This window comes from Frankia alni ACN14a (assembly GCF_000058485.1).
GTDB classification, from domain to species: Bacteria; Actinomycetota; Actinomycetes; order Frankiales; family Frankiaceae; genus Frankia; species Frankia alni.
Map to the genome: position 1 here is coordinate 3,154,645 of NC_008278.1, position 23,564 is coordinate 3,178,208.

A 23,564-nucleotide genomic window follows, 5' to 3' on the forward strand; every position below is an offset into this window, starting at 1 on the left:
GGACCGGGAGGGACGGGCGGGGACGGGGCCGCGGCGGCCGGTTACCAGTCCGATGCCGTGTAGACGACCGCGGGGGCGTCGCGGGGCCCCCAGGCGAGCTCGCGCAGCAGGCACAGGTGACCGGCGTCGGGGTCGATGAGATCCACCCCGCGGCGCGCGAACTCCGCCTCGAGCCCGGGGTCGACCATCCCCGGATGCGCGGCCGACGGCGCCCACGGACCCCAGTGCACGGTGATCGTCCGGGTGTCCCGGTGGCGGGCCCAGGCGGCCCCGAGGGTCTCCAGCGCGTCGTTCGCGGCGGCGTAGTCCCCCTGACCGCGGTTGCCCAGGACGCCCGCGATGCTGCCGAAGAAGGCCAGGAACCGGGGCGCGACGGGCAGTTCGGCGAGCGCGGCCAGCAGGGTCCGGGCCCCGGCGACCTTGGTGTCGAACACCCGCCGGAACGACTGCGGATCCTTGTCCGCGACGAGGGCGTCCTCGATGACCCCGGCCGAGTAGACGACGCCGTCGAGGCGGCCGTGGCGGGCGAAGACCTGCTTGACCGCCTGCTGGACGGCGTCGGCGTCCAGGACGTCGAGCTGGCGGTACCGGGCCTGGCCACCGCGCGCCTCGACGTCGGCGAGGGTCGCGGCGATCTCCCGCCCGGCGAGGACGGCGGCGACCGCGCGGCGCGCCTCCCCGGGCGTGCGGTGCCCGAGCTCGCGTACCGCCTGGATCAGACCGGCGCGGTCGACGATCCCGGCGGTGCGGGGATGCTCCGCGGCCGGCGGGGCGGTGCGCCCGGCGAGTTCGAGCCGGCAGCGCGCGGCGCCCGCGAGCAGCGTCGTGAACCCTGCGGTGATGCCCCGGGCCCCGCCGACGAGCAGGATGACGGCGTCGCGGTCGAGGCCGAGCGCCGCAGCCTCCGCCGCGCCGTCGGCGGCGGGCCCGGCGCCCGCGGCGGCCAGCGGTCCCGGCGGCACCGCCGTGAGCCGCTCTCCGAGCCGGACGCCGCCGCGGTGGACGACGACCGCCCCGGACCCGGTGGACCGGCCGAGCTCGGCGACCAGGACGTCCGCCGCCGCGCGGGCGGCGTCGAGCTCGACGAGCCGCACCAGCCGATCCGGATATTCCCTGGCCAGCGTCCGGAACAGCCCACGCAGGCCGGCGGCGCGCTCGGTGGGCAGCGCCCGCCCCGACCCGGCGGGACTGGTCGCGTCGGTCGCGTCGGTTGGGTCGGTTGGGTCGGCGGCGAGTGAGCTGACGGCGAGCACCCAGCGGGGCCCGGCGCGCAGCACGGCCTGGATCGCCGCGAAGGTCTCGGGCAGCTCCGGCTCGCCCTCGGCGCGACCCCAGCCGCACAGGTAGACCACCCCGTCGACTCGCTGCGGCGCAGCCGTGGCCAACGCGGAAGCGGTGCGCATGGTGACCGTAGCTCCGAGGTCCGCCAGCCGGGTGACCACCGCGTCGGCGACGTGGTGCGCCGTCACGTCACCGAACACCGTCCACTCGGTGCCGGTGAGGTCGACCGAGGCGGCGAGCAGCGGCGCGGGGACGGTCGTGAGCACGAACCGGGTCGGCGCCCGCCCACCAGCGCGCCCGCCGGGCTCGCCTGGCCCGGAGCCGACGGCCGGTGCGACCGTCCCCGTAGCCACCGCGGGCGCCATGGCGGTCGGGGACGCCGGAGGCGCGCCGGATGCTGGGGACGCGGTGGTTGCTGGGGACGCGGTGGTTGCTGGGGACGCGGTGGTTGCTGAGGGCACGGCGGGTGCGCCGGGGCCAGGTGCTGCGGCCCGTTCGGTGAGCCAGGTGGTGATGGCGCGGACGGTGCGTAGTCGGCTCAGTTCCTCGACGGCGCGGGGGCCGTGTGTGTCGGTGAGGTGGAGTCGTTGGGTGAGCTGGCCGGCGATCTCGGTGCGTTTGATGGAGTTGACCGACAGGTCGGTTTCGAGGTCCAGGTCGGGTTCGATCATCTCGGTGGGGTAGCCGGTGCTGCCGGCGAGGAGATCCAGCACGACGCCCTGGAGCTCGGCCTCACCCGGCAGGGCCTCGCCTGGCACGGCCTCGCCTGGCAGGGCCTCGCCTGGCACGGCCTCGGGGGCCGGCGCCGCGGCCGCGTCCGCCGTCGGGGTGCGTTCGGTGAGCCAGGTGGTGATGGCGCGGACGGTGCGTAGTCGGCTCAGTTCCTCGACGGCGCGGGGGCCGTGTGTGTCGGTGAGGTGGAGTCGTTGGGTGAGCTGGCCGGCGATCTCGGTGCGTTTGATGGAGTTGACCGACAGGTCGGTTTCGAGGTCCAGGTCGGGTTCGATCATCTCGGTGGGGTAGCCGGTGCTGCCCGCGAGGAGATCCAGCACGACCGCGCCGAGGTCGACCGCCGCGGCACCGCCACCGTTGCCGACCTCCCCGCCGACCCCGCCGGTCTCCACGCCGACCCCGCTGTTCCCCGCGCCGACCCCGCTGTTCCCCTCGCCGACGCCGCCGTCTCCGGCGCCGGATCCGCCGTCTGCCGTGGCGAGTCGGCCGTCTGCCGTGGCGAGTGGGCCGTCTGCGGCGGCGGGTCGGCCGTCACCGCCGCCGGGCCGGCCGGTCCCTGCCGGGGCGATGGCCGCCGCCGGGCCCAGCAGCGGCGCCGTCGTCCCCACCGCGGCGAGGGCCGACGGCACCGCTGGGCCGGCTCCGGCCGGGGGGGTGGCCGGGGTGCCCAGGTAGGACAGCAGGACGTCGCGCTGAGCGGCAAGCATGTCTCGTGCGGTCGTGAGGAAGTGGCCGACCAGTGCCTCCCGGGTCGGCGCACCCGCGTCCCGTCCCGCGCCAATCTCCTGCCCGCCCAGTCCCGGCTGTGGCTGGTTGAGTGTCCCCGGCTGTGCGAAGGCTGCCGCCTGGACGAACGCCCCCGGCTGCGCCGGTGCGGCGGGCAGGCCGCCGCCAGAGGGCTGGGCGAGCGTTGTGGGCTGTCCGGACAGCGACGTCCGGGCCGGTGCGAGGGGGACCCGTCGGGCCGGTGTGAGTCCGCCCGGCAGCGGCTCGCCGTCGGCCGTCAACACCGCTCGGCCGGTCACGCTCCATCGCGGGCGGGCGGGCGGCCGGCTGCCCCGCAGGTCGGCGGCGTCGCGTCCCTCGACCAGCCAGTCCGGGCGCAACGCGACCCCGGCGACAGCGAGCTCCGCCACCGCGTCGAGGAAACCGCGCAGGCCACCGCGGCGCCCGTCGCAGGCGACCGCGACGTGCGGGCGCTCGCCGAGGATCTCGTCGACGAGCCCGGTCAGCACCCGACCTGGACCCGCCTCGACGAACACGCGCGCCCCGGCGGCGTACATCGCCTCGATCTCGTCGACGAACCGGACGGGCGCGCCCACCTGCGCCGCGAGCTCCGCCCGCACCCTCGCGCCGCCGTCCAGGTCCGTGCCGCCGTTCGGGTCTGTGCTGCCGTGCGGGTCTGTGTCGCCGTTCGGGTCTGTGCTGCTGTTCGGGTCTGTGCCGCCGTTCGGGGCCACGGCGGCGTGCCGGTCCGCGTGCCCGTCCGTGTCTGCGGGTGTGCCGGTCGCCGAGTTCCCGTCGGCCTCGACCGCGGGCGGCTCGGTGCCGCCCTGCGGGTCGGCGACGGGGTAGAGGGAGGCGGTGCGGTTCGCCCACACGGGCAGGCGCGGCGCCGTCACCCGGGTTCGGGCGAGGACCTCGGCGAACCGGTCACCGGCCGCGGCGACCAGGGGACTGTGGAACGCGCACGCCACCGGCAGCCGCACGGCGCCCAACCCGGCCGTGCGCAGCAGTTCGACGGCTCGCTCAATACCGGCGGTCGCCCCGGAGATCACCGACTGTCCGGGGGAGTTGTGGTTGGCCACGACCACCTGGGCGGCGAGCCCGGCGTCCGCGAGCACTGCCTCGATCTCGGCCGCGCCGGCACGCACCGCCGCCATCGCCCCCGGATCACTCACGTGCCCGGCTGCCTCCGAGCCCTCGCCGCTGTCCGCCGTCTCCACCGCAGCCATGATCGACTGGGCGCGGGCGGCGCTGAGCTCCAGCAGCGTCTGCGGGTCGAAGGCACCGGCGGCGGCCAGCGCCACCAGCTCTCCGTAGCTGTGCCCGGCGAGCAGGTCCGGTTGCACACCGAGCCGGGTCAGCAGGTGGTGGACGGCGAGCCCGGTGATCCCGAGCGCCGGCTGAGCGACCCGGGTATCGCGCAGCCGCGTCTCGGCGTCCGCGCCCGCGTCGCCTCTCTGCGCGTCGCCTCCTCGCGCGGCGGGGCCCGCGTCGCCTCCCACCGTGGTGACGAACGCGGACGGCGGGTGCAGCAGGTCCGCCCAGGCGTCGCCGGCCCGCAGGTAGTCCTGGAGCTCGGGGAAGGCGACGAACAGATCGGCGAGCATTCCCGGCCGCTGGCTGCCCTGCCCCGGGAAGAGCACCGCCACCCGTCCCGGCGCCGATCCGCCCAGCCCATCGGAGCTGCCCTGCGTGGGCGCGGCCGCGGCACCCTCGCCCGGGGCGAGGAACAGGCCGCGGCCGGGGCGCGCGTCCGGGGCCGCCGTCCGGGCCAGCAGGTCGGCGAGATGGTCGAGGTCGTCGGCGACGAGGGCGAAACGCACCGGCCCACGGCGCTCCGCCGCCATCCGCGCCGCGGTGGCCGCGAAGTCCCGCAGCGCCCAGGGCCGACCGGCCTCGTCGTTCGCCGCGACCAGGCGACGCAGCTCCTCGACGGTCTCCCCGGCGGCGTCGAGGTCGGTTCCACGGATCAGCAACAGCTCGGCGGGCCAGCGGTCCAGCGCGTGCCGGGCCCCGGCCGTCGCCGGGTGGCCGGCTATCACGGCGTGGTAGTTCGCCCCGCCGAACCCGAAGGCGCTCACCGCCGCGACCCGCCGCGCCGGCGGGACCGGCCACGGGCGGGCGGTGGCCGAGAACGAGAACGGGCTGGTCGACGCGTCCCAGGCCGGGTTCGGCTCGCGCACCCCCAGGGTCGGCGGGCGGACGCCGTGATGCAGCGCCAGCGCCACCTTCACCAGCCCGGCGAGGCCCGCGGCCGTCTTGGTGTGGCCGATCTGCGACTTCACCGAGCCGAGCGTGCAGGCCCCCGGCGCCGCGCCCGCGGCCGTGAACACGTCGGTGAGCGCGCCGAGCTCGGTACGGTCCCCGACGACGGTGCCGGTGCCGTGCGCCTCCACGAGGCCGACGTCGGCGGGGGAGACCCCGGCGGCGCGGTAGGCGCGTTCCAGCGCCACGCGCTGCCCGTCGGCCCGCGGCGCGGTCAGGCCGAGCGAGCGCCCGTCGCTGGCCGCGCCGAGCCCCTTGACCACCGCGTACACCCGGTCGCCGTCGCGCTCGGCGTCGGCGAGCCGCTTGAGCACGACGCAGGCGACACCCTCGCCGAGCGCGGTGCCGTCCGCGGAGGCATCGAACGGCCGTGGTGCGCCCGTGGCGGACAGCGCGCCCACCGAGGAGAACATCAGGTAGTCGAGGATGCCGTTGTGCAGGTCCGCACCGCCGCAGAGCATCACGTCGGCGGTGGCGAACCGCAGCTCCTTGCAGGCCATGTCCAACGCGGTCAGCGACGAGGCGCAGGCCGCGTCGACGACGTAGGCGGGGCCGCCGAGGTCGAGGCGGTTCGAGACCCGGTTGGCGATGATGTTGCCGAGGATGCCGGTGAACGTCTCCTCGGTCACCCTGGGCAGCTGGTCGTCCAGTTCGGCCGGTACCCGGCCGTAGTAGGCCGGCAGCAGCCCGCGCAGGGTGATGGCCGCGGACAGGTCGCTGTTGGTCTCGGTGCCGAACACGACGCCGGCGCGGGCGCGGTCGAAGCCCCCGGGGTCCAGGCCGGCGTCCTCGAGCGCGCACCGGGCGGTCTCCAGGGCGAGGAGCTGGACCGGTTCGATGCTGGTCAACGCGGACGGGGGGATGCCGTAGCGGAGCGGGTCGAACGGGATCCGTGGCAGGAACCCGCCCACCTTCGACCGGGTCCGTTCGCCGCTGGGGCGCGACTGACCGCCGTCGCCGGCGTCGAAGTAGATCTCTGGATCCCACCGGTCGGCCGGTACCGGGCCGATCGCGCTCGCCCCGGCGACGATGTTCGACCAGTAGCTCGCCAGGTCGGGCGCGTCCGGGAAGACGCAGGCCATTCCCACGATCGCGATGTCCATCGGACCGGGGGAGGCGGCCGTGGACAGGTTGGCCGAGGGTAGGGCGGCCGAGGGTAGGGCGGCCGTGGACGCTGCGGCGTCGGCCATGCGGATGCCGGTCAGCCGGCGGACTCGGCCCGCCTGGTCGGCGAGGAACCGGCGGGCCCGGATGGTGACGTCGTCGTGCAGGTCGGCGATGGTGGTCGCGGTCGCGCGCAGCACGGCGACCTGGCCGGCCATGAACAGGCCCTCGGCCCGCTGGCGTTCGGCGTCGACGCGCAGCAGCTCGTCGCCGCGGCGCTCCAGGCCCTTGCTCGCCAGGCGTAACCGTCCGACGTTGAACTGTTCGAGCCGCTCCCACGCCTCGTGGTCGGCGACGCCGTCGGCGCGTAACTGCGCGCGCAGCTCGTCGAACCGGTCGACGAACGGGCTGGTCACGCAGCGGGTGAGGTGGCCCGGCGCGGTGGCCAGCAGCGCCGTGGCGCGGGCCCGCAGCGCCTGGCGCTGGAACTCCGCGCCGATGGCGCCGTCGCGGACCGCCTCGCCGGTGAACAGGTAGGCGGTCCCCATCAGCAGGCCGACCTCGACGCCGCGGGCGGCCAGCGGCCCGGCCAGCGCGGCGACCATCGCCGCGGACCGGGCGTCGTGGATGCCGCCGGCGAACAACACCTGGACAGGGGCCCGCGAACCCACCGAACCGCCTCCGGCACCGGGCCCCCCGGCACCGGGCCCCCCGTCGTCAAGGTGGTCGAGCAGGACCCCGACCTGGGCTTCCCACAACGGGAAGCTGCCACGGGGGCCGACGTGCCCGCCGCACTCGGCCCCCTCGAACACGAACCGGCGCGCCCCCGCGGCCAGGTACTGGCGCAGCAGGGTGGGGGAGGGGACGTGCAGGAAGGTGGGGATCCCGAGCTGTTCGAGCTCCTCGGCCTGGCCCGGCCGTCCCCCGGCGATGATGACGCACGACGGCCGGATCTCCCGGACGGCGGCGAGCTGGGCGGCCCGGAGGTCCTCGGCGACGAACCCGAGGACGCCGACCCCCCAGGGTCGCGCACCCAGCGCGTCGCGGGTCCTGGCGAGCAGCCGGCGGGCCTGCTCGCCGGTGGCCAGCGCCAACGCGAGGAACGGCAGCGCGCCGTCGCCCGCGACGCTGCGGGCGAACGCCGGCGAGTCGCTGACCCGGGTCATGGGCCCCTGCGCGACGGGGCGGGTGAGGCCCAGCGTGGTGCACAACGGCGAGTCGCCGGTGAGGATGGCCGCCGCGGCGGCGGCCTCCGCGCCGCCGGCGGTCGCGGCGATCGCGCGGCGCACCGCCCTGACGGCACGCGCCGCCGTGCCGTACCGCTCGGCGAACGCGCGGGCGAGGTAGCCGTCCTGGCCGACGGGGAGGAGCCGCCCCTCGCCGTGGCCGCCGAGCCGGTCCAGCACCCGCGCGGACGGCCAGGTCGCGGCGTCGCCGTGGGTGCGGCGGTCCGGCGCGGACTGCAGGACCCGATGGCCGGCGGCGACGATGGTCTCGGTGCCGTCCATCCGGCGCAGCAACGCGGCGGTCTCGGCGGGCACGTCGGACTCGGCGAGCAGGGCGAGCTGGCTGTCCAGCACGACGCCGGCGGCGCCGCCCACGACCGCCGCCGCCGCGGTGCGCACCCCGATCCCACCCCAGCACCACACCGGCAGGTCCCGGCCGTCACCGTCGAGCAACTGCTGGAGCAGGACGAACGCGCCGAGCTCACCGACCCGGCCGCCGGCCTCGTTGCCCCGGGCCACCAGCCCGTGCGCCCCCGCGTCCGTCGCCGCCCGGGCCTGCTCGACCGTGGTGACCTCGACGAGGCGCCGCGCGCCCGGCAGCGCGGCGAGCTCCGCCCGGCGCGGGCCGTCGCCGGGCGGCGGCGCCGGGAGCAGGACCAGACCGATGCGGTCGGCGAGGGCCGCGAGATCCGCCGGGGCGACCAGCCCCGGGTCCGCCAGCCGGATCCCGAACCGGCCGTCGACCAGACGCGCCGTGGTGCGCAGTGCGGCGAGCGCTGCGACCGGGTCCCGACCCAGGTCGAGCACGCCCCAGGCGCCGGCGTGGCACAGCGCCGCCACCAGCCGGGGATCGGGCTCGCCGAACGGGCTCACCCCGAGGACGAGATCGCGCCGGTGACGAGCCGCGGCGGACGCCGGAACCGGGGCCGGGGCCGAGAACGGGGCCGGAACCGGTGCCGGTCCCGGTGAGCTGCCCAACGCGGCGGCGGGAGGCTGCGCGCTTGCCTGCATGGACTCACTTCTCCAACGATGATCGGCCGCCGGGCGGACGGCCGCCGGGCGGACGGCTGGGTGACGGGCGGGACGGGCCGGGGCGGCGGGCGCGGGCCATGCCGCGACGGCGGTGCCCGCGGAAGGGCGTCAGGAGGCGGGGACGGCCGTGGCCCGGCGGTGCCGGACGAGCCAGCCCTCCGGGTCGGCGGCCTTCTCGGCGTACGCCGTCGCCGTCTGCGCCTGGGGCATTATCAGAAACCGGCCCTCGGCGACGCCTTCGATCGCACATCGGGCGACCACGTCGGCCTCCAGCACCGGGCCGGACGCCACCACCGCGCGGGCCGTCTCGTGACCGGCGTTCAGGGCGTCGACCAGCATGTCCGTGCGGACGCCGAGCGGGCACAGGACGCTGATCTGCACGCCGCGGCCGCCGTGGGTCAGCGCCAGCCATTCCGCGAGAGCGACCGCGGCGCCCTTCGTCACGGCATAGGGCGCGTCCCCGGGGATATTCAGCAGGCCGGCTGCGGACGCGGTGATGACAAACGCGCCGCTGTCCCTTTCCAGCATGCTCGGAAGCACAATGCGTGCGGCGTGGACGTGAGACATCACATTGATGCTCCAGGCGCGGGCCCACTGGCGCGCGGTGGCATCGACACCGGCGCCGGCCGCGATTCCTGCGTTGGAAAAGAACACATCGACGGAACCGAACATCTCGCGGGTTCGGCGGGCCAGCTCGTCGAGGTCCGCCGGTGACCCGACGTCGGCCCGGACGGCCTCGACCGCGGTGCCGTTCAGGCCCACACGCTGGGCTGTCGCTCGTGCGACGGTAAGATCGATGTCGGCGACGACGACGGCCCGGGCGCCGGCCCCCGCGGCCTGGTCGGCGAGCGCCGCGCCGATTCCGCGGCCGCCACCGGTGACGACGACAACCTTGTCCGCGAGCAGCATGGAAACCTCCCTGCCGATGATGACATCCCAATAAAAGGGCAGTCGGCGGTGCCGCGAGATGATATTCGGGTGAATTGATTCGCCGAGAGATGGCGAGCTCGCGGGTCCGGTCCTGCATGGTCCGGATTGCTGAATCCTGCCACTTGTTGATCTGAGTCAGCAGGAACACTAGGCAGTGCCCGAACTTCGTGCAAGTGCAGCGGAAGGGCGATTTCCACCAAGGAGCTACCCCGGGCATCCGCCTCCGGGGGGACTCGGGGCGCCAAACGAGCAGGTCGGACGGTGTGCGTGGATCGCGTCCGGTACGTCTGATCTGTCCGGTTTTCGGTAGTCAAAGATGACTTGTTCTTTACAGTCGGCGACGGGCGGGAGGGGGACAGGCGCGAACGCCTCCACCGCCGGGAGGCACCCGAGCTCTCGGCACCTCATGAGCACTGGTTCTGGAAGCCATATGAATCATCTGTTGGACTTCTGGCCGCCGTCCCGGAGATCCTGGAACCGCACAGATCGGCCCGGATCACAACCAGGCTCCCAGGAGCAGGCTCCCCACGGAGGAGGACACATGTCGGAGCGCGACAAGGCGTGGCAGCCCGAGGACCTCACCCGGCTGTTCGTCGAGCGAGTCAACGCCCGCGACGCCGAGGGCATCGCGGCGCTCTACGAGCCGGACGCGGTGATGGCCTACCCGCCGGGCAGCGTGACGGTCGGCCGCGAGGCCATCCACGCCTTCTGGGCGAAGGTCCTGCCGCAACTGCCGCCGTTCGAGCAGGAGGCGCCCCTGCCGACCCTGGCCAGCGGCGACATCGCCCTGACCTCGACCCCGCCGAAGGACGGCGCGGGCGCCCGCGCCCAGGTCGTGCGCCGCCAGCCGGACGGCTCCTGGCTGCGCCTGATCGACCAGCCGGAGTTCACCACCCCGCCTGCCTGACCCCTCACCCGTCCGCGCCCACCCAGGTGCGTCCGGCTGACCGCGTCCGCCCTGCCCGCCCGCCTCATGGCGCGGGCGGCTCATGGCGCGGGCGGCTCGCCGGTCAGCCGGCGAGGGCCGCGGCGAGCGTGTCGAGCTGGCCGAACGCCCGGGCGAACCCGACGGGGTCGGTGTAGTCGCGGGACTCGATGATCCGCCCGGCGCGCACCCGCAGCACGAAGACGCATGCGACGTCGAAGTCGCGGGCGTGCGCGCGGCCGACGTAGTGGAACTCGCCGATGACGACCTCCGGGTCTGCGGTGGCGTGCACGGTCCGCTCGACCGCGGCGAAGGTCTCGATCCCGTCGGCCTCCGTCGTCGCCCCGCCGAAGTGTCGGCGCAGGTCGTCGCGGGTGCGCAGCGGCTCGGTCGGGAACGGGGCGAACGGATGGCGGACGTCGGTGGGCTCGGCGTACAGCGCGATGAGTGGTTCGAGCTGGGAGCGGTCGCCCAGCACGAGCCGCGGCACCGCGTCGGCGAGCGCGTGGAAGACCTCGGCGGGGGTGGGCGTAGGGGCAGGGGCGGGCGTAGGGGTGGGGGTGGAAGTCATCCCAGGCCTCCGGGCGACGTAAGCGAAGTGACGACTTCGCATCCTAGCCGAAGTGGCGACTTCGTTTACACCCCTTGGCGGCGGGGGTGATACGACGGACGGGGGGCTGTCGTCGTCGGTGAGGGAGGGTCAGCGGATGCGGGTGGACGCCCGGCTGAACCGTGAGCGCATCCTTGCCGCCGCCGAGGAGGTGTTCGGCGAGCTCGGCGCGCAGGCGTCGACGGAGGAGGTGGCCCGTCGGGCCGGGGTGGGCGTCGCCACGGTGTTCCGCCACTTCCCGACCAAGACCGACCTCGTCGAGGCGACGCTGGTCCGGCATTTCGACGACCTCGTCGCGCACGCCCGCACGCTCGCGGCCGCGCCCGCACCGGGTCCGGCGCTGGGCGATCTGGTCACCGCGATGGTCGAGCGGGGCGCGACGAAGGTGACGCTGGCGAACCTGCTAGGTGCCACCGATCAGGTCCCCTCGGGCGCGGCGGACGCGGCTCGGCGGCTGCGCGACGCCGTCGACGCCGTGCTGCGTCGCGCGCAGGACGCGGGGGTGGCTCGTCTGGACGTCTCCGTCGACGAGCTCTACTTCCTGGTTCGGGGCCTGACCCAGGCGGCGGCCGCGATGCCCGTGCCCACCGCGGTCAGCCGCGGGGCGGTCGCGGTCGTTCTGGACGGTCTCGCCGCGCGTCGGTGACGGTCCGGGCCCGGTTGTGATCCTGGGCCCGGTCACCGTTCGTCGCGTTGCGTGGTGTTCCGTTGTGATGTGGCGCGTTGTGCTCGCGATGTTCGTGTGTCGATGGTCGACGGTCACTGGTGCGGCGTGCGGCGTGCGGCGTGCGGCGTGCGGCGTGCGGCGTGCGGGCTGCGAGGTGCGGCGTGCGGTCAGTGGGCGTTCTGTACGGCCGGCGCGGGCAGGGCGGCTGCCCAGGCGGTCCGGGTGATCGTGTAGATGGCGTGGTCCTCGCCGTGGAGGAACTCCAGGCGCTGCGGGGTCATGCCGAGCTGCTCGGCGACGCGGACCGAGGCGGTGTTCTCCGGCAGGATGACCGACACGACCTCGTCGAGGTCCGGCCGCTGGGCGAAGACCCAGCCGATGGCGGCGGTCGCGGCCTCTCGGGCGTAGCCGCGGCCCCAGCGGTCGCGGCGGATGAACCAGACGGCCTCGATGCCGGGCCAGCCGGGTTCGGTCCACAGCCCGGCGCGGCCGACGAGTGAGCCGGTCGACCGCTCCACGACCGCCCAGGGACCGACGCCGGTCAGTGCCCAGCAGCCGATGTTGCCGGCCATCGCGTGCCACACACTGTCCGGATCGCATCGTCCCCCGATGTAGCGGGTGAACTCGGCATCAGACCAGATCTCGACGAAATCGGGAACGTCGGAACTGTCGAGCGGACGCAGTGTCAGGCGATCCGTCGTGAGCGTCGGGATGGCCGTTTCGACCGTCTTTGTCGCCGTCATACCGGCGTTCCGGCCGGCAGCGTTCGGCAGGCCTCAAGAAAGGACGAGACCGCGGGCAGTCGATGATGCTGCGGCGAAAACGAGGAGGCGCACTGCCGCAGCCGTGATTTCACGGTGTGGGTTAGTTCGGCCGGTGCGCTCGCCATCACCTGCATTGCTATGCGGGCCGCCTCCTCAGGTTCCGGGTCGGGACCGATGAGATGCCGCGAGGCGTCGGACATGGAGGCGTGGTGCGATTCCTCGACGGTGAAGTCGGCACCTCTGCGGCGGTAACCCGCCACCGCGATGGGTGCCCATTCACGAGCCATGTCGGCATCGCCCATCGTGATGGCGACGCCGGACCGGAACATGGCGACCGCCGCAGGACCGACCGGGGTTTCTCCCGGCATCGGCGCCATCGAGCAGGACGCCGCCTCCATCCGGTTCAACGCCCGCCGGGCGCTGTCGTTGTCGCCCGCCTTCGCGTAGGCCCGCGCCTCGTACGCGGCCATTCTGGCATCCATGTACGGATGATTCACGTGGCGGACGACGCTCAGCGCGGCAATGGCCTGGCGGTAGCGTTGTGTGTGATAGGCGATGGAACTCTGCAGTGCCGCAACCGACATGATGAGAACGGGTTCACCGATCTCATTCGCATACGTTCCGGCGAGCCCGGCGAAGCGGCGGGCGGAACGGAAGTCGTCGGTATTGAAGGCCAGCCGGCCGAGGAAGTAGGTGAGCTGGCCGCCGAGCAGGGTCACCCGGCTGCGGGTGCCCGCGGACATCCGGCCGTCGAGGATCGCCTCGATCTGCTTCCAGCGTCCGGCCACCTCGCCGAGCAGGGCGGCGTGCGGGGCGGAGCCGTAGACCTGGGCGATCTCGTCGACGTCGGACTCCAGCTCGTCGAGCGTGCGGTCGGAGGCACTGCCGGTCTCGATGCGCTGGCGGGTGGAGACCGCCAGCGCGGACAGGGCGGGCAGCGCGGGCAGGGCCGCGAACTCTCGCCGGTTCGTGGAAATCACCCCTTGGTCGATCGTCCGCGCACCATTGGCTACGAGCATCCCCTCCGGTGCGGGAACGTATTCATCGGTCGGTTTTCTCATGGGGGGCACGACACCGAGGCGTCGCGCCCTCTTCTCGCGGTCGGCGGCGTCACGCAGCCGTCTGATTGCCCCCCCGCACGGGAGAACGACATCCAGGGCGTCGGAGAGGTCCGGCGAAGGCACCTCCCGGCCGTTGACCGCGCGGGAAACCTGCTGCCTTTTGAATCCGGTCCTTTCTGCGAGTCTGCTGATGTTGGTCTCGTTGTCTCCGATCAGGGATTGGAGCATGGTCGCCAGCTGGTCCAGCGCATCATTGCGTTGCCGTTCAGCCTCCACCGTCAACCTCCGGGCCGCATCCGTTTCGAGGGGCGCAACAAGTCCTTGCGGGACGAGCACCCATCTATTGCACTCTGTCGCTGAGCTGGGGTCGAAGTGTGTCATGGCACCAGTCGAGGCACGCCCGGGCCACCCAGTTGGGTACCGCGGGAGTGCCCCCGGCACCGGTGATCCGGTTAACGCCGTTTCGAGGAGGTTTCGTGACACCATCGAGCCCTTCGGCAGGAATACCGAGTTCCGTATCCCCTCCCCTCGGGGACGAAGAGGTTGTGCACGCCACATCGCGGACCCCCGATGGGGGTGATTCGTCCTCGACTCTGCCGGGGTCTACCCGGGATGGGGGGGACATTCCGCCGAATCTGGCTCAGACGGGTGGCGCGACGGGACCTTGGTCCCGATACCGGCGGCACGCCGACTACCGATGTGGTCCGTGCACACCGACCACTCGGGCCCCCCGTCCCTCCCCGATTCGGGTACCCCCGAGGAGCCTGCCGGTCCGTCGGCCGGGTCGGCACTGGATCCCGCCCCAGGGCCCGCGGGCGTCGGACTTCGCGATCACGGTGCTCGATGCGGACGGCGGTCCCGTCGAGACCCTCGTTGGCTGGTCAGAGGCCCAACTCGCGGAGGAACACGCCCGCACTCTCGCCGGTATCGCCGGCTACCGGATCGTGCCCTGCCGCCGCACCGGCGGTCGCTGAGCGGTGGGGCACCGCCCCTCGGCGGGTGGCAGCGCCAGCGCCCGCCGAGGGGCCCAACCCCCGAACGGATCGCCGGTCGGCACCAGAGCCCGTCCGGACTCCTCCAGTAGTCCGGACGACAGGCTCGCGTGGCCCGAAGTGACCACAGGGGCCCCCAATCGGGCGCACAATCGTCCGGTCCGCGTTGTCTGTCAGATGTGTGCTGTCTGACCGTTGCGCCCGTCTTGCCTGACTTGCTTGACTTGTCGCTCTGTGTAACCTGCCGGCGTTCGCGGATGTCGGCCGGCCGGGTCGGGCCGGGCCGCAGCCGTGCCGTGACTGTGCCGTGCCAAGTGCTGGGTCGAGGGGGTGCGGTGCCCCGATGAGGCGCTGGGCCCGTGGGGGTGCCGCGCCGGCGACGTGCGCGGGACTGCGATCCGCGCACGTCGGTGATGTGTGCAGGCGTGGAGGTGCGCGTCGGTGAATTGCGCGGCCGATGAGATATCCGGGTCGGCTGAGGGTCCAGGTCGGTGAAGTGCGGGCTGGTGAGGTACACGGCGGAAGCGGGTCCGCGGTGGCGCCCTCCCGGCGGATGATTTTCCGGCGCGCCGTCCGCCCGTCGTCACGATTCGCTCGAATGCATGGAACGCGGAACGATCCTGTCCCGACCGGATTGACCGCCGCCGTGCCGGGCCCGCCGCGAGGGGTGGCCGCGGTGCCGCAATCCGGCCGGCGTCACCCACCGTCCGGAGTGTGCAGAACAACGCGACACCTTTGCGGTCGACGTCGGATTGTCTGGAGGTATGTCCGTACGGCCAACACGGAGCAATGGATGCTCACCTGTTGTGCGAATGTCGCGATGTGGCCCGCTCGCGCTGGTTCGTCAGCCCACCGACTCCGCCGAGTGCTCGAATCGGAGAGACAACGGCCTGCCGCGGTCGAGCCCTGTCATCGCGTGTGGCCGCGGGCCTGGGAGCCCGAGACCGTGCCGGCGGGCGGGCGCCCTGGCTGCCCCTGGCCGGAAGGGGCCGTCTGCCTGTTGCCTGCGGCCTGGCACGACCCGACCTGCTGGGACGACGTCGTCGCCGACCTGCGCTCCCGCGGGCACCTGGTGCTGGCGCCGGACCTGCCGCTCGGCGACCCCGCCGCGACCTACGCCGAGCGCGCCCGCGCCGCCGTCGCCGTCGCCGTCGCTCTGCCCGTCGTCCGGGCGGACGACAGTGGCCGGTCATGGTCGTCGGACACTCGATGGGCGCCGCCTACGCCCCGCTCGTGTCGGCGACGACACCCGGGCCGCTCACCGTGCTCCTGTGCCCGGGACTCGGCCCGCCGCGGGCGGGCTTCCCCTGGCCGCCGCCCGGTGCTCACCGACCCGACTGGCCTCTCCGCGCTGCTGGACGGCCTCACCCGCCGGGCCACGCCGTGGCCGCCGTACCGGTGAGGGCGGCAAGCGCCTCGAGGAGCTCGCCGGTGTCGAGCACCCGGGCGCCGATGTCGCGACACTCGGCCAGTCCCCGCGGGTAGATCCGGGAGATCGCGTCGGCGACGACCACGACATCGAAGTCGCGCTCGCTGGCCTCGTAGACGGTCGTCCGCGGGCAGTTGGGAAAGTTGGCGCCCACCACGGCCACGGTGCCGACGCCCAGCGCGCGCAGCTCGTCGGCGAGCCGGGTCGCGTAGAACCCGCCCCACCGGGGCTTGAACAGGACCCATTCCCGCGGGCCCACCCGCTGCGTGGCGCCCGCCAACAACGCACGCTCGTCCAGCCGCACGCCACCACCTGGCGGCGCCAGCGTGGGGTGGAGCTGGCTGCCGTCGCTGCCAGGGCAGACCAGGCGCAGGCCGGCGGCGATCGAGGCGCGCCGGCAGCGCTCCGCGTTCGAGCCGTCTGGCAGGTAGAGCCGGACCAGATGAAACACCGGCAGCCCGGCCGTGCGGAAACCGGCGGCTGCGCGGGCCATCGCCGGCAGCAGGGCCTCGGTGCCCGCGATCGTGCCGGGTCCATCCGCGCGGACGAAGTCGTTCTGCACGTCAATGGTGAGCAGCGCCCACCGGTTCGGATCCACCGGCCCCCCGTCGCCCGTCGCCCGTCGCTCGTTGCCCGTCGCCGCCTCAGCCGCCACGATCGACCCTGCCCGCGGTGGCCGCAGGTGTCCAACGACGAGCGGTACTGATCGTCAGTGACGACGCTCATGGCCGGCGTCACGGGTCCGCCCCGCGATCGGCTCTACGCCAACCGCGATCGGCCCCCACGCCAGCCGCGGTCCGTCCGTGGTCGATCCGTGGTCCATCCGCCTTGTGTGGTCGATCCGCAAGCCGGCGGCCAGCGGGCGGCTGCAGATGCTCGCCGTGCGCGGCGAGCCGACCTACGACACCGCCACCGGCCAGCGCGCCGGCGAGTGCCTGCCGGTGACCTGGGTCGATATCGACCACCCCGACGCGCCGGACGCCGAGTCCCACCCCGCTTCGATGTACAGCCAGGGTCGGACCCGCGGCGGCGCCCGCTTCCTCGGCCTGGAGGGCGCCGACTGGGCCGGCGGCCAGCTCACCTTTGTCGCCTCCAGGCCGGGGACGCCGAGGAGGGGACGGTGTGGACCTACCGACCCACCGGTCTGCACAGTCATCACCGGCCCCTGGGGCACCCTCGCCTACTAGCCGGTTCTGGGCGTGGATATCGGTGATGGCCGCCCCTTGGGGCTTCTGCTCGGACGGGGGGAGCACCGATGTCGCCAGGCTGGCGGGATGGCGATCGGTCGGAGCGAAGGCCGGCGCCGCTGCTACGGCGGTAGGTCATCGCACCTCCACCGTCCTCTGACTCGCCGGGACTCCGCACGGATCCGCGCGGATGTCCGGCCAGGCTCGATCTTGACGCCACCGGAGTCCCGTCACTCCGTGATGCGCCGTCGGCGAGGGATTCGACCGCGGGGCGGGGCAGGCGTCGGGTGGGGGGCTGGGCCGACCACCCCTTGTCAGGTGGCGCTGGTGAGGAGGTCGGGTGGGTGGGTGTAGGGGTTGCGGCGGGGTGTCTGGTGGGGGTCGATGCGCCAGGGTGGGGTGTAGGCGGGGTGTCCGTCGTCGGTGAAGATGATGGTCCAGCCGTCGTGGTGGACTTGGCGGTGGTGGTGGCCGCAGAGCAGGACGAGGTTGTGCAGGGCGGTGACACCGCCGTGTGTCCAGTGGATGACGTGGTGTGCTTCGCACCAGGTGGGTGGCCGGTCACAGCCGGGGAAGCTGCAGCCCCGGTCGCGGGCCACGAGTGCGCGACGCAGCTGTGGCGGCACGACGCGAGTCATACCTTGTTGAGACAATAGCTACATGGTGGACAAGGGTAAGGATGCGGAGCGTCTGGCGTATCTGCGCGGGTTGGGTGCGCGTGGCCGGAGCCTGGCCCGCCGGTCACGGATGGAGTGGGAGGGCGAGCCGGCGGCGATCTACTGCCGGATCTCGCATACCGCCGATGAGGATCAGACCGGCGTGGACCGGCAGGAGGTCATCTGCCGGAAGACCGCGGAGCATCTGGGGTTGGTCGTGGCGCCGGAGCATGTGCTGGTCGACAACAACCGGTCGGCGTGGTCACGGTCCCGCAAGCGCCCGGGATGGGACACCATGTTGGAGCTGGTGCGCCGTCGGGAGGTCCGGCATCTGATCGCCTACCATCCGGACCGGTTGATGCGCCAACCCAAGGACCTGGAAGCACTGTTGGATCTCGCCGACGAGTGGGAGATCACGGTGCACGGGCAGGCGAACCGGCGGGATCTGTCCGACCCGGATGACCGGTTCTTCCTCCGGTTGGAAGTCGCGCATGCCTGCCGCACGTCGGACGACACCTCGCGGCGGATGGCCGACGATCGGGCCGACCGGGCCCATGACCGGCTCCCGCGCGCCGGGGGTCCGCGCCGGTTCGGTTACAGCCCGAACGGGCTGACGCTGGTACCCGCCGAAGCGACGATCGTGGAGGAGGTGTTCGCCGCCTACATCGACGGCATGAGCCCCTACAAGATCGCCCGGATGCTCAACGATCGGGGATCGCGGCGGGTTCGGGGTGGCGCGTGGAGCGCCACGGCGATCCGGGAGATGTTGGACAACCCGTATGTCGCCGGTATCCACATGTTCCGGGGCGAGGAGATCGGGGACGGCGCCTGGCCGGCGATCATTGACCGGGGGATGTGGGACGAGGTCCGCCAGGCCCGCACGGTCCGTGCGGCCCGCTGGCATGCCGAGCACCCCGGCGAAGGCCGGTACTACCTGCTGCGTGGTCTGATCACCTGCGGGAAGTGCGGGGCTCGGATGGTGGGCCAGGCCGGAGTGACACCGCGGTACGTGTGCAGCCGCACGACCCTGGAAGACAGCGCGCGGTGTCTGCGGTCGATCCGCGCGGACAAGACCGAAAGCTTCGTCGCCGACGCCGCGGTGACGTTGCTGGAGACCTTGGACCTCACCGGCGCGGCGAACGTCGTCCTGTCGTTGTCCCAGGCCGCGCAGGAGGCGATCAGCAAGGCCGAGCAGGACATTCGTGATCTACGGGTGATGTGGCAGAACAAGGAGATCACCACGGTCGAGTTCCGGGAGATGCGCGCGACCCGGGAGAAGGAGATCAGGACTGCCCGGGGCAGCACCCGCCGCCGCCCCGCCGGGAAGGTCCTGGACGGCATGGCCGGGCCGAACGCCCGCGCGAGCTGGACCCGGTTGGAGCAGGCCCAGGACTACGAGCGGATGAACGCGATCCTGCGGTTCCTGTTCGCGACGGTCACGATCGGCGAGTGGACCCACGTCTCACGCACCTTCGAGTACACCCGGATCAGCATCACCCCCGCCGAGCTGTAACCGCCGTCCGGTGCCGGACCCTGCACACACCCGGGGTCCGGCACCGGGCGACCTCAGCCGTCGGACGCCAGCAGCCGCGCGAGCCGGACAGCCGACCGTTCACTGATCTTCGTCGGGAAGGAGGCACACACCCGGGCCAGATGCGCCGCCCGCTCCGCCGCCTCACGCTCCCCGGTAGCCCGCCCACCCACCTCTGCCACCGCGGCATCCCGGGTGATCACCTTGCCCCCGTGGCGGGCGTTCGCGGGCGGATCGGAACCTTCGGTACTCATCGCTGGCACGGCCAACACCGGGGACGTGTCTACCGGGCCGCTATCTGCTTGCCAGTCGTCAAACGGAAGCATCGCGGCTACGCCACTCATGACCCGGCCCGCCACGAGCCAGGCACCCGAACAGCCGCCCGTGACGGATCGTCCGGAGGCGGCCCGGTGGAATCGGACGCACCCCCCGAACCCCGACCCGCGTACGTCCAGGCCCCGATGACGACAGTGCGAGGATCCCCGTCCGGCCGCCCGAACGCATCGACGGGCAGACCACCGGAGAGCACCGCCGCCACGGTGCGCGCGTAGACCCGACGGGCCCCGCGCAGCGCCCCGAACGTCGTGCTGTATCGCCTCGACTTGGTGATCCAGTGGCCGCCGAAACCGAACCCGTGGGACCAGCGATGCAGCCCAGGCAGCCGCCCAGGCTTACGACCGGCCGCATCGTCGAGTACCGCCGCGAAGCCCTCGACCGCGCCGAGGGACCAGCAGGTTTCGACCATCCGCCGCGCATGCGGATCGAGAACGAGCCCGGCGAGGTGCACGAGGCTACGTACCGGCCGATCCAGCAGCCCGGAGCCGGTCACACTTTTCGTCAGGTACTTTGCCAAGTAGTTCGCGATCTTGCCGGAGGTGTCGGGCCCGTCGATTGCGAGCGCCCGCACATCCATCTGCGCACCCCAACGGACCGGGACCACACCGGCCGGGTCTGCCGGGTCCGGTGCGTCGACGGTGACGCTGGCCGTGACGTCACGCAGGCAGTCCGCGACCAGGGCGCCGGTGGCCCAGCCAGGTGGAGCAACGATGTCCTCCGCGGTTGCACCGCGCCCGTCCACGCGGATGACCACGTGCAGGTGCACCAGCCCGCGGGCCTGCATCTCCGCCGCCTTCACGAACGTCACCCGCAGTTCGCGGCGCAGCGCCGCGACCGACCGGCCCGACGCCGCCGCCAGGCCGCTTTCGAGCCGGTCACGCGTGACCTTCCACAACATCGGCAGCATGGCGTTCCACACCACCGCCCCGGCATAGTCGAAGCAGTCCGCGCACAGCGGTGTACCGAGCTGGCGGTCACCGTCGCCGTGCCGGGCGTGGCAGCCCGCCGGCCGACCATGCGGACAGGTTCCCCGCCGGGGCCGGCACGCCCGCGCCTGCCCGTTCTTGCCCTTGCTCCGCCGGGAATGCACCGGCCCAAAGCTCGGCGCGGTCAACGTCACGAACAGCGCCGGATGGTCCACGACATGGGCGGGTAGGCCGTCACCGCCCGTCAACCCGGCCAGCACCAGCCGCCGCGCGTCCCGCTTGTACGTCTGCGAACACGCCGGACATACCGACTCCCGCCGGTTGTTACACCGCACATGCGCCACACGGCCCGGCTGCCCCGCCGAGGAGAACGCCCGGCGCACCTCACCCGACGCCCGATCCACATGGTCGGTATGGCCCTTGAGCCGGATAGGCGACGAGCAGCCACCCGCCACCCGTCGATCGTCAGACGGTAGTTCGACTGTCACTGTAAGTACCTCGCGGGGGCAGGGTTCAGCGCCCCGGTGTCCCACGAGGTACGACCGGGGGCGAACGGAGGCAGCGGGGCCGGGGCGATCCCGGCAGGTAACGCCGTGTCAGCGGCGGCGGAGCTGGGCTTCCCATGCGCGCCAGGCCGCCTCAGCAGCCGGACTCCCGTCATCGAGCGCAGGCGGCGGAATCAGTCGCGGCGCCGGAGGCGGAGGCAACACCCAGCCGCGCAGCGGGATAGTCGGCCCATCCCCGTCCCCATACCCTTCGGTCGCCGCCGGCCGGGGACGAGACGCGGGGGGCCGGACGGGTGGGGTGGTCGGGCCCGCAGCGCACGGCAGGTCGGGAGTCCAGCCGGGGGCCCGTGGCGCTGGCGGAGGACCCGGGCGCGACGGGGGTGGCGGGGGTGGCGGGGGTGGCGGGGGTGGGGTGGCCGGTTGCCGCTGCTGGGTGGCCATGGCTCGAATGTCGTCGTCGGTCAACCACCCCGCCCGCACCCGCACCGGGGTCGGGTCGCCATCGACCAGGACATAGCCGACGCCGGGAAGGCTACGGGGAATCCGTTCACACACCGCCCCGCGGTCGTGGGCCCCGCCGCCCAGCACCATGTCCGCCTGCCCCTTTTCAGTCATGCGCAGCGCGACCCGCACCGGGAACAGGTCCCGCAGCGGCAGCACCTCTTTCCTCGGGTCCTGCACCGCGCCGACGACCACCACCCCAGCCGCCCGCCCCTGACTCAGCAGCAACGACAGGTTCGCGCCGATCTGCTTTTTACGCTCCGCATCAGCCACATAGGCCGTCAGCGAAGCGATTTCGTCGACCAACACCACAACGAGGGGATCGCCGGGCGAAGGCGTATGCAGCCGGGACACCCCGCGTAGCCGCCCCGTACGCCGGTTCATGGTCCGCACAGCGTCGGCAAGAAGATCGTTGATGCTGTCGACGTCGACCGCGAACCGCTCGAACAACGGCTCCCCGAAACCGAGTTCCATACCGCCTTTCGGATCGCAGGCCCACACCTCGACCAGGCCCGCGCGGATCGCCGGGGCCAACGCCCGCACGATCGACCACAACACCGAGCCCTTACCGGCACCGGTCGCCCCGGCAACGAGGACATGCGAGCCGCGCAGCGGCAACAGCCACGCCGTGCCGTCTTCCCGCGCGCCGACCGGCAGCCGGTCCAGGTCCCCGGGATCACCCGGCGGCAGCAGGTCCGCGCGGACCGGACGGCCGAGGACTTCCCGGCGGACCAGTACCAGCCCGACCCGATCGGCGCGGTCCAGATCAGGGGAGATACGCAGTTCCCGCAGTTTCAGCGTCGAGGTCAACCGGCCCGCCACCTGATGCAGGTCATCGACGGACTGACCGGCCGTGAGAGTGATCCGGATGTACCAGCCGGCCGCACCGCGCCGCGCCCGGCGGACACGCGGAGTGCGCCCCACGATCCGGCCGGGGGTCTCCAGCCGGCACGCCCGGCACGCCGCCGCCCACCGCCGTCGAAGCCGCCCACCAAGCAGCCAACCCAACGCCGCCCGCCGGGTCACCGGCACCACCGCGACGACGACCAGCAACGCGAGGAACAACCACCGACCGCCCGCCGGCCCCATCAGCAGGAGGCACCGCCGGTACACCAGCATGACCGCGACCAGCGTCAACGCCTCACGCCGCCAACCCCACACATGCCGACCGACATGACGGACCAGCAGCTCCACCACCGAGGGACGCAACGCAAGCCGGTACTGGTCCGGCCGCAGCCGTCCCCGACGAATCTTGAGCACGGCCATCCTGACCGCACCCCCTTCCCGACCTCACCCGACGACAAAAAAGGGGGGGTGGTGGTGCGAGGTCACGGCACCACCACCCCCCCGGACCTGCGGGAAAAGGGGTCTAGTTCTTACCGGCCGGCGGTCCCACCGCGGCCGGCGCCGACACAGGCCGGATCTCCCGCGCGCTCCACGAGATGCCATGGCGGTCCGTCATCGCCCACTGCGTGCCAGTCAGGCCGACCAGCGTCACCGGGGTGCCGACGCTCACCTTCGGCGCCTCACCGGCCACCTTCACCTTCAGCAGGGACGCGTCGCCGTTGTAGGTCACCGCGACCTGCACCACGTGCACCGGCAGGCCGTCCCGGTTCGCTTTCGGCTTACCGTCCAGGTCCACGTCCGGGGCCGCCGCCGACACGGCCACCACGTTCGTCAACAACGTCTCGTTCACCGGAATCACACGCATAACAGTTGCTCCTTAACCGTGAGAACCGCACGGGCGCACGGATCCGAAAATTGTCGGGTGATAGTCGGCCGACGGACACGACACCATCGGCGGAGAAGTAGGGGTTCGGTCGAGCAGCGCGACGCCGACCGTGATGCCGAACCCCAGCGAGAACAGCGCCGCCATCCACGCGCCCAGCGCAAGGACCGCCACCATGCTCGTGTGATGGTTCGGGGTGCCCTCAGCCACGGGTCACCTTCGCGACGATCCAGAACACCGCAGCGACGATCAGCCCGACCGCGATGACCGCCGCCCAGGTCCCCGCCGACGACAGGAAGAACAGGCCCAGGTAGAGCGCCCAGAACAGGAACACCCAGAACGTGAAACCATACGACCGGCGCACGTAGTATCGAGGCACGGCAGACCCCCAGAACAAAGCGGGTGGAAACGGGAAGGCCGGGAAGCGGAAACGTTCCGGCGCCACCCA

The 23,564-nt window shown here is 73.0% G+C and carries 17 protein-coding genes and 1 pseudogene; 5 read left to right on the forward strand and 13 right to left on the reverse strand.

Going from position 1 to position 23,564, the window contains the following annotated elements:
• Window positions 1-41 precede the first annotated feature (41 nt).
• Window positions 42-8,345, reverse strand: coding sequence for a type I polyketide synthase (locus FRAAL_RS34880; RefSeq protein WP_011604060.1), 8,304 nt, complete (start codon window positions 8,343-8,345; stop codon window positions 42-44).
• Window positions 8,346-8,474: 129 nt separating this feature from the next.
• Window positions 8,475-9,275 carry an SDR family oxidoreductase gene (locus FRAAL_RS12725; protein WP_011604061.1) on the reverse strand — a complete coding sequence of 267 codons (801 nt, stop codon included), beginning with the start codon at window positions 9,273-9,275 and terminating at the stop codon, window positions 8,475-8,477.
• 562 nt (window positions 9,276-9,837) lie between these two features.
• Here FRAAL_RS12725 and FRAAL_RS12730 point away from each other — a divergent pair.
• Window positions 9,838-10,203: a YybH family protein gene (locus FRAAL_RS12730; RefSeq protein WP_011604063.1), complete on the forward strand. Its 366-nt coding sequence runs from the start codon at window positions 9,838-9,840 to the stop codon at window positions 10,201-10,203.
• A 103-nt stretch (window positions 10,204-10,306) separates the two neighbouring features.
• Here FRAAL_RS12730 and FRAAL_RS12735 read toward each other — a convergent pair whose 3' ends face one another.
• A complete protein-coding gene (locus FRAAL_RS12735) occupies window positions 10,307-10,792 on the reverse strand; it encodes a nuclear transport factor 2 family protein (RefSeq protein ID WP_083866782.1) in 486 nt (161 codons plus the stop codon).
• 136 nt (window positions 10,793-10,928) lie between these two features.
• Here FRAAL_RS12735 and FRAAL_RS12740 point away from each other — a divergent pair, with 136 nt between their 5' ends.
• On the forward strand, window positions 10,929-11,477 hold the full coding sequence (locus tag FRAAL_RS12740; protein ID WP_041939247.1) for a TetR/AcrR family transcriptional regulator: 549 nt from the start codon (window positions 10,929-10,931) through the stop codon (window positions 11,475-11,477).
• 188 nt (window positions 11,478-11,665) lie between these two features.
• Here FRAAL_RS12740 and FRAAL_RS12745 read toward each other — a convergent pair whose 3' ends face one another.
• Together FRAAL_RS12745 and FRAAL_RS12750 are read right to left on the reverse strand one after the other, a co-directional pair.
• Entirely contained in the window at window positions 11,666-12,241 is a 576-nt protein-coding gene (locus tag FRAAL_RS12745; RefSeq protein WP_011604066.1) for a GNAT family N-acetyltransferase, read from the reverse strand.
• Window positions 12,238-13,659 carry an NsdA family TPR-like regulatory protein gene (locus tag FRAAL_RS12750; protein ID WP_231861622.1) on the reverse strand — a complete coding sequence of 474 codons (1,422 nt, stop codon included), beginning with the start codon at window positions 13,657-13,659 and terminating at the stop codon, window positions 12,238-12,240. Before FRAAL_RS12750 ends, FRAAL_RS12745 begins: the two co-directional genes overlap by 4 nt.
• A gap of 1,656 nt (window positions 13,660-15,315) precedes the next feature.
• Here FRAAL_RS12750 and FRAAL_RS12755 point away from each other — a divergent pair.
• A complete protein-coding gene (locus FRAAL_RS12755) occupies window positions 15,316-15,717 on the forward strand; it encodes a hypothetical protein (RefSeq protein ID WP_011604071.1) in 402 nt (133 codons plus the stop codon).
• Here the strand turns inward: FRAAL_RS12755 and FRAAL_RS12760 are convergent.
• The gene (locus FRAAL_RS12760; RefSeq protein ID WP_011604072.1) at window positions 15,680-16,399 is read right to left on the reverse strand and encodes a cysteine hydrolase family protein; all 720 of its coding nucleotides are present in this window, start codon (window positions 16,397-16,399) and stop codon (window positions 15,680-15,682) included. The genes FRAAL_RS12755 and FRAAL_RS12760 overlap by 38 nt on opposite strands.
• A 148-nt stretch (window positions 16,400-16,547) precedes the next feature.
• Between FRAAL_RS12760 and FRAAL_RS12765 the strand changes: the two genes are divergently transcribed.
• Window positions 16,548-16,931, forward strand: coding sequence for a hypothetical protein (locus FRAAL_RS12765; RefSeq protein ID WP_011604073.1), 384 nt, complete (start codon window positions 16,548-16,550; stop codon window positions 16,929-16,931).
• A 314-nt stretch (window positions 16,932-17,245) separates the two neighbouring features.
• Here FRAAL_RS12765 and FRAAL_RS32395 read toward each other — a convergent pair.
• Window positions 17,246-17,566: pseudogene (locus tag FRAAL_RS32395) on the reverse strand (HNH endonuclease signature motif containing protein); the annotation flags it as partial.
• Window positions 17,567-17,591: 25 nt separating this feature from the next.
• Between FRAAL_RS32395 and FRAAL_RS12775 the strand changes: the two are divergent.
• The gene (locus FRAAL_RS12775) at window positions 17,592-19,100 is read left to right on the forward strand and encodes a recombinase family protein (RefSeq protein WP_011604075.1); all 1,509 of its coding nucleotides are present in this window, start codon (window positions 17,592-17,594) and stop codon (window positions 19,098-19,100) included.
• A gap of 53 nt (window positions 19,101-19,153) precedes the next feature.
• Here FRAAL_RS12775 and FRAAL_RS12780 read toward each other — a convergent pair whose 3' ends face one another.
• From FRAAL_RS12780 to FRAAL_RS33750, 6 genes are all read right to left on the reverse strand, one after another.
• Window positions 19,154-19,372: a hypothetical protein gene (locus tag FRAAL_RS12780; protein ID WP_011604076.1), complete on the reverse strand. Its 219-nt coding sequence runs from the start codon at window positions 19,370-19,372 to the stop codon at window positions 19,154-19,156.
• 86 nt (window positions 19,373-19,458) lie between these two features.
• Window positions 19,459-20,835, reverse strand: a complete 1,377-nt coding sequence (locus FRAAL_RS12785; RefSeq protein WP_231861623.1) for a replication initiator — start codon at window positions 20,833-20,835, stop codon at window positions 19,459-19,461.
• A gap of 141 nt (window positions 20,836-20,976) precedes the next feature.
• On the reverse strand, window positions 20,977-22,653 hold the full coding sequence (locus FRAAL_RS12790; RefSeq protein WP_011604079.1) for an FtsK/SpoIIIE domain-containing protein: 1,677 nt from the start codon (window positions 22,651-22,653) through the stop codon (window positions 20,977-20,979).
• A 103-nt stretch (window positions 22,654-22,756) separates the two neighbouring features.
• A complete protein-coding gene (locus tag FRAAL_RS12795) occupies window positions 22,757-23,098 on the reverse strand; it encodes a hypothetical protein (protein ID WP_041939252.1) in 342 nt (113 codons plus the stop codon).
• A 12-nt stretch (window positions 23,099-23,110) separates the two neighbouring features.
• Window positions 23,111-23,326 carry a hypothetical protein gene (locus tag FRAAL_RS33545; protein ID WP_231861624.1) on the reverse strand — a complete coding sequence of 72 codons (216 nt, stop codon included), beginning with the start codon at window positions 23,324-23,326 and terminating at the stop codon, window positions 23,111-23,113.
• The gene (locus tag FRAAL_RS33750; RefSeq protein WP_173402689.1) at window positions 23,319-23,495 is read right to left on the reverse strand and encodes a hypothetical protein; all 177 of its coding nucleotides are present in this window, start codon (window positions 23,493-23,495) and stop codon (window positions 23,319-23,321) included. The genes FRAAL_RS33545 and FRAAL_RS33750 overlap by 8 nt, the downstream gene beginning before the upstream one ends.
• Between the last annotated feature and the right edge of the window lie 69 nt (window positions 23,496-23,564).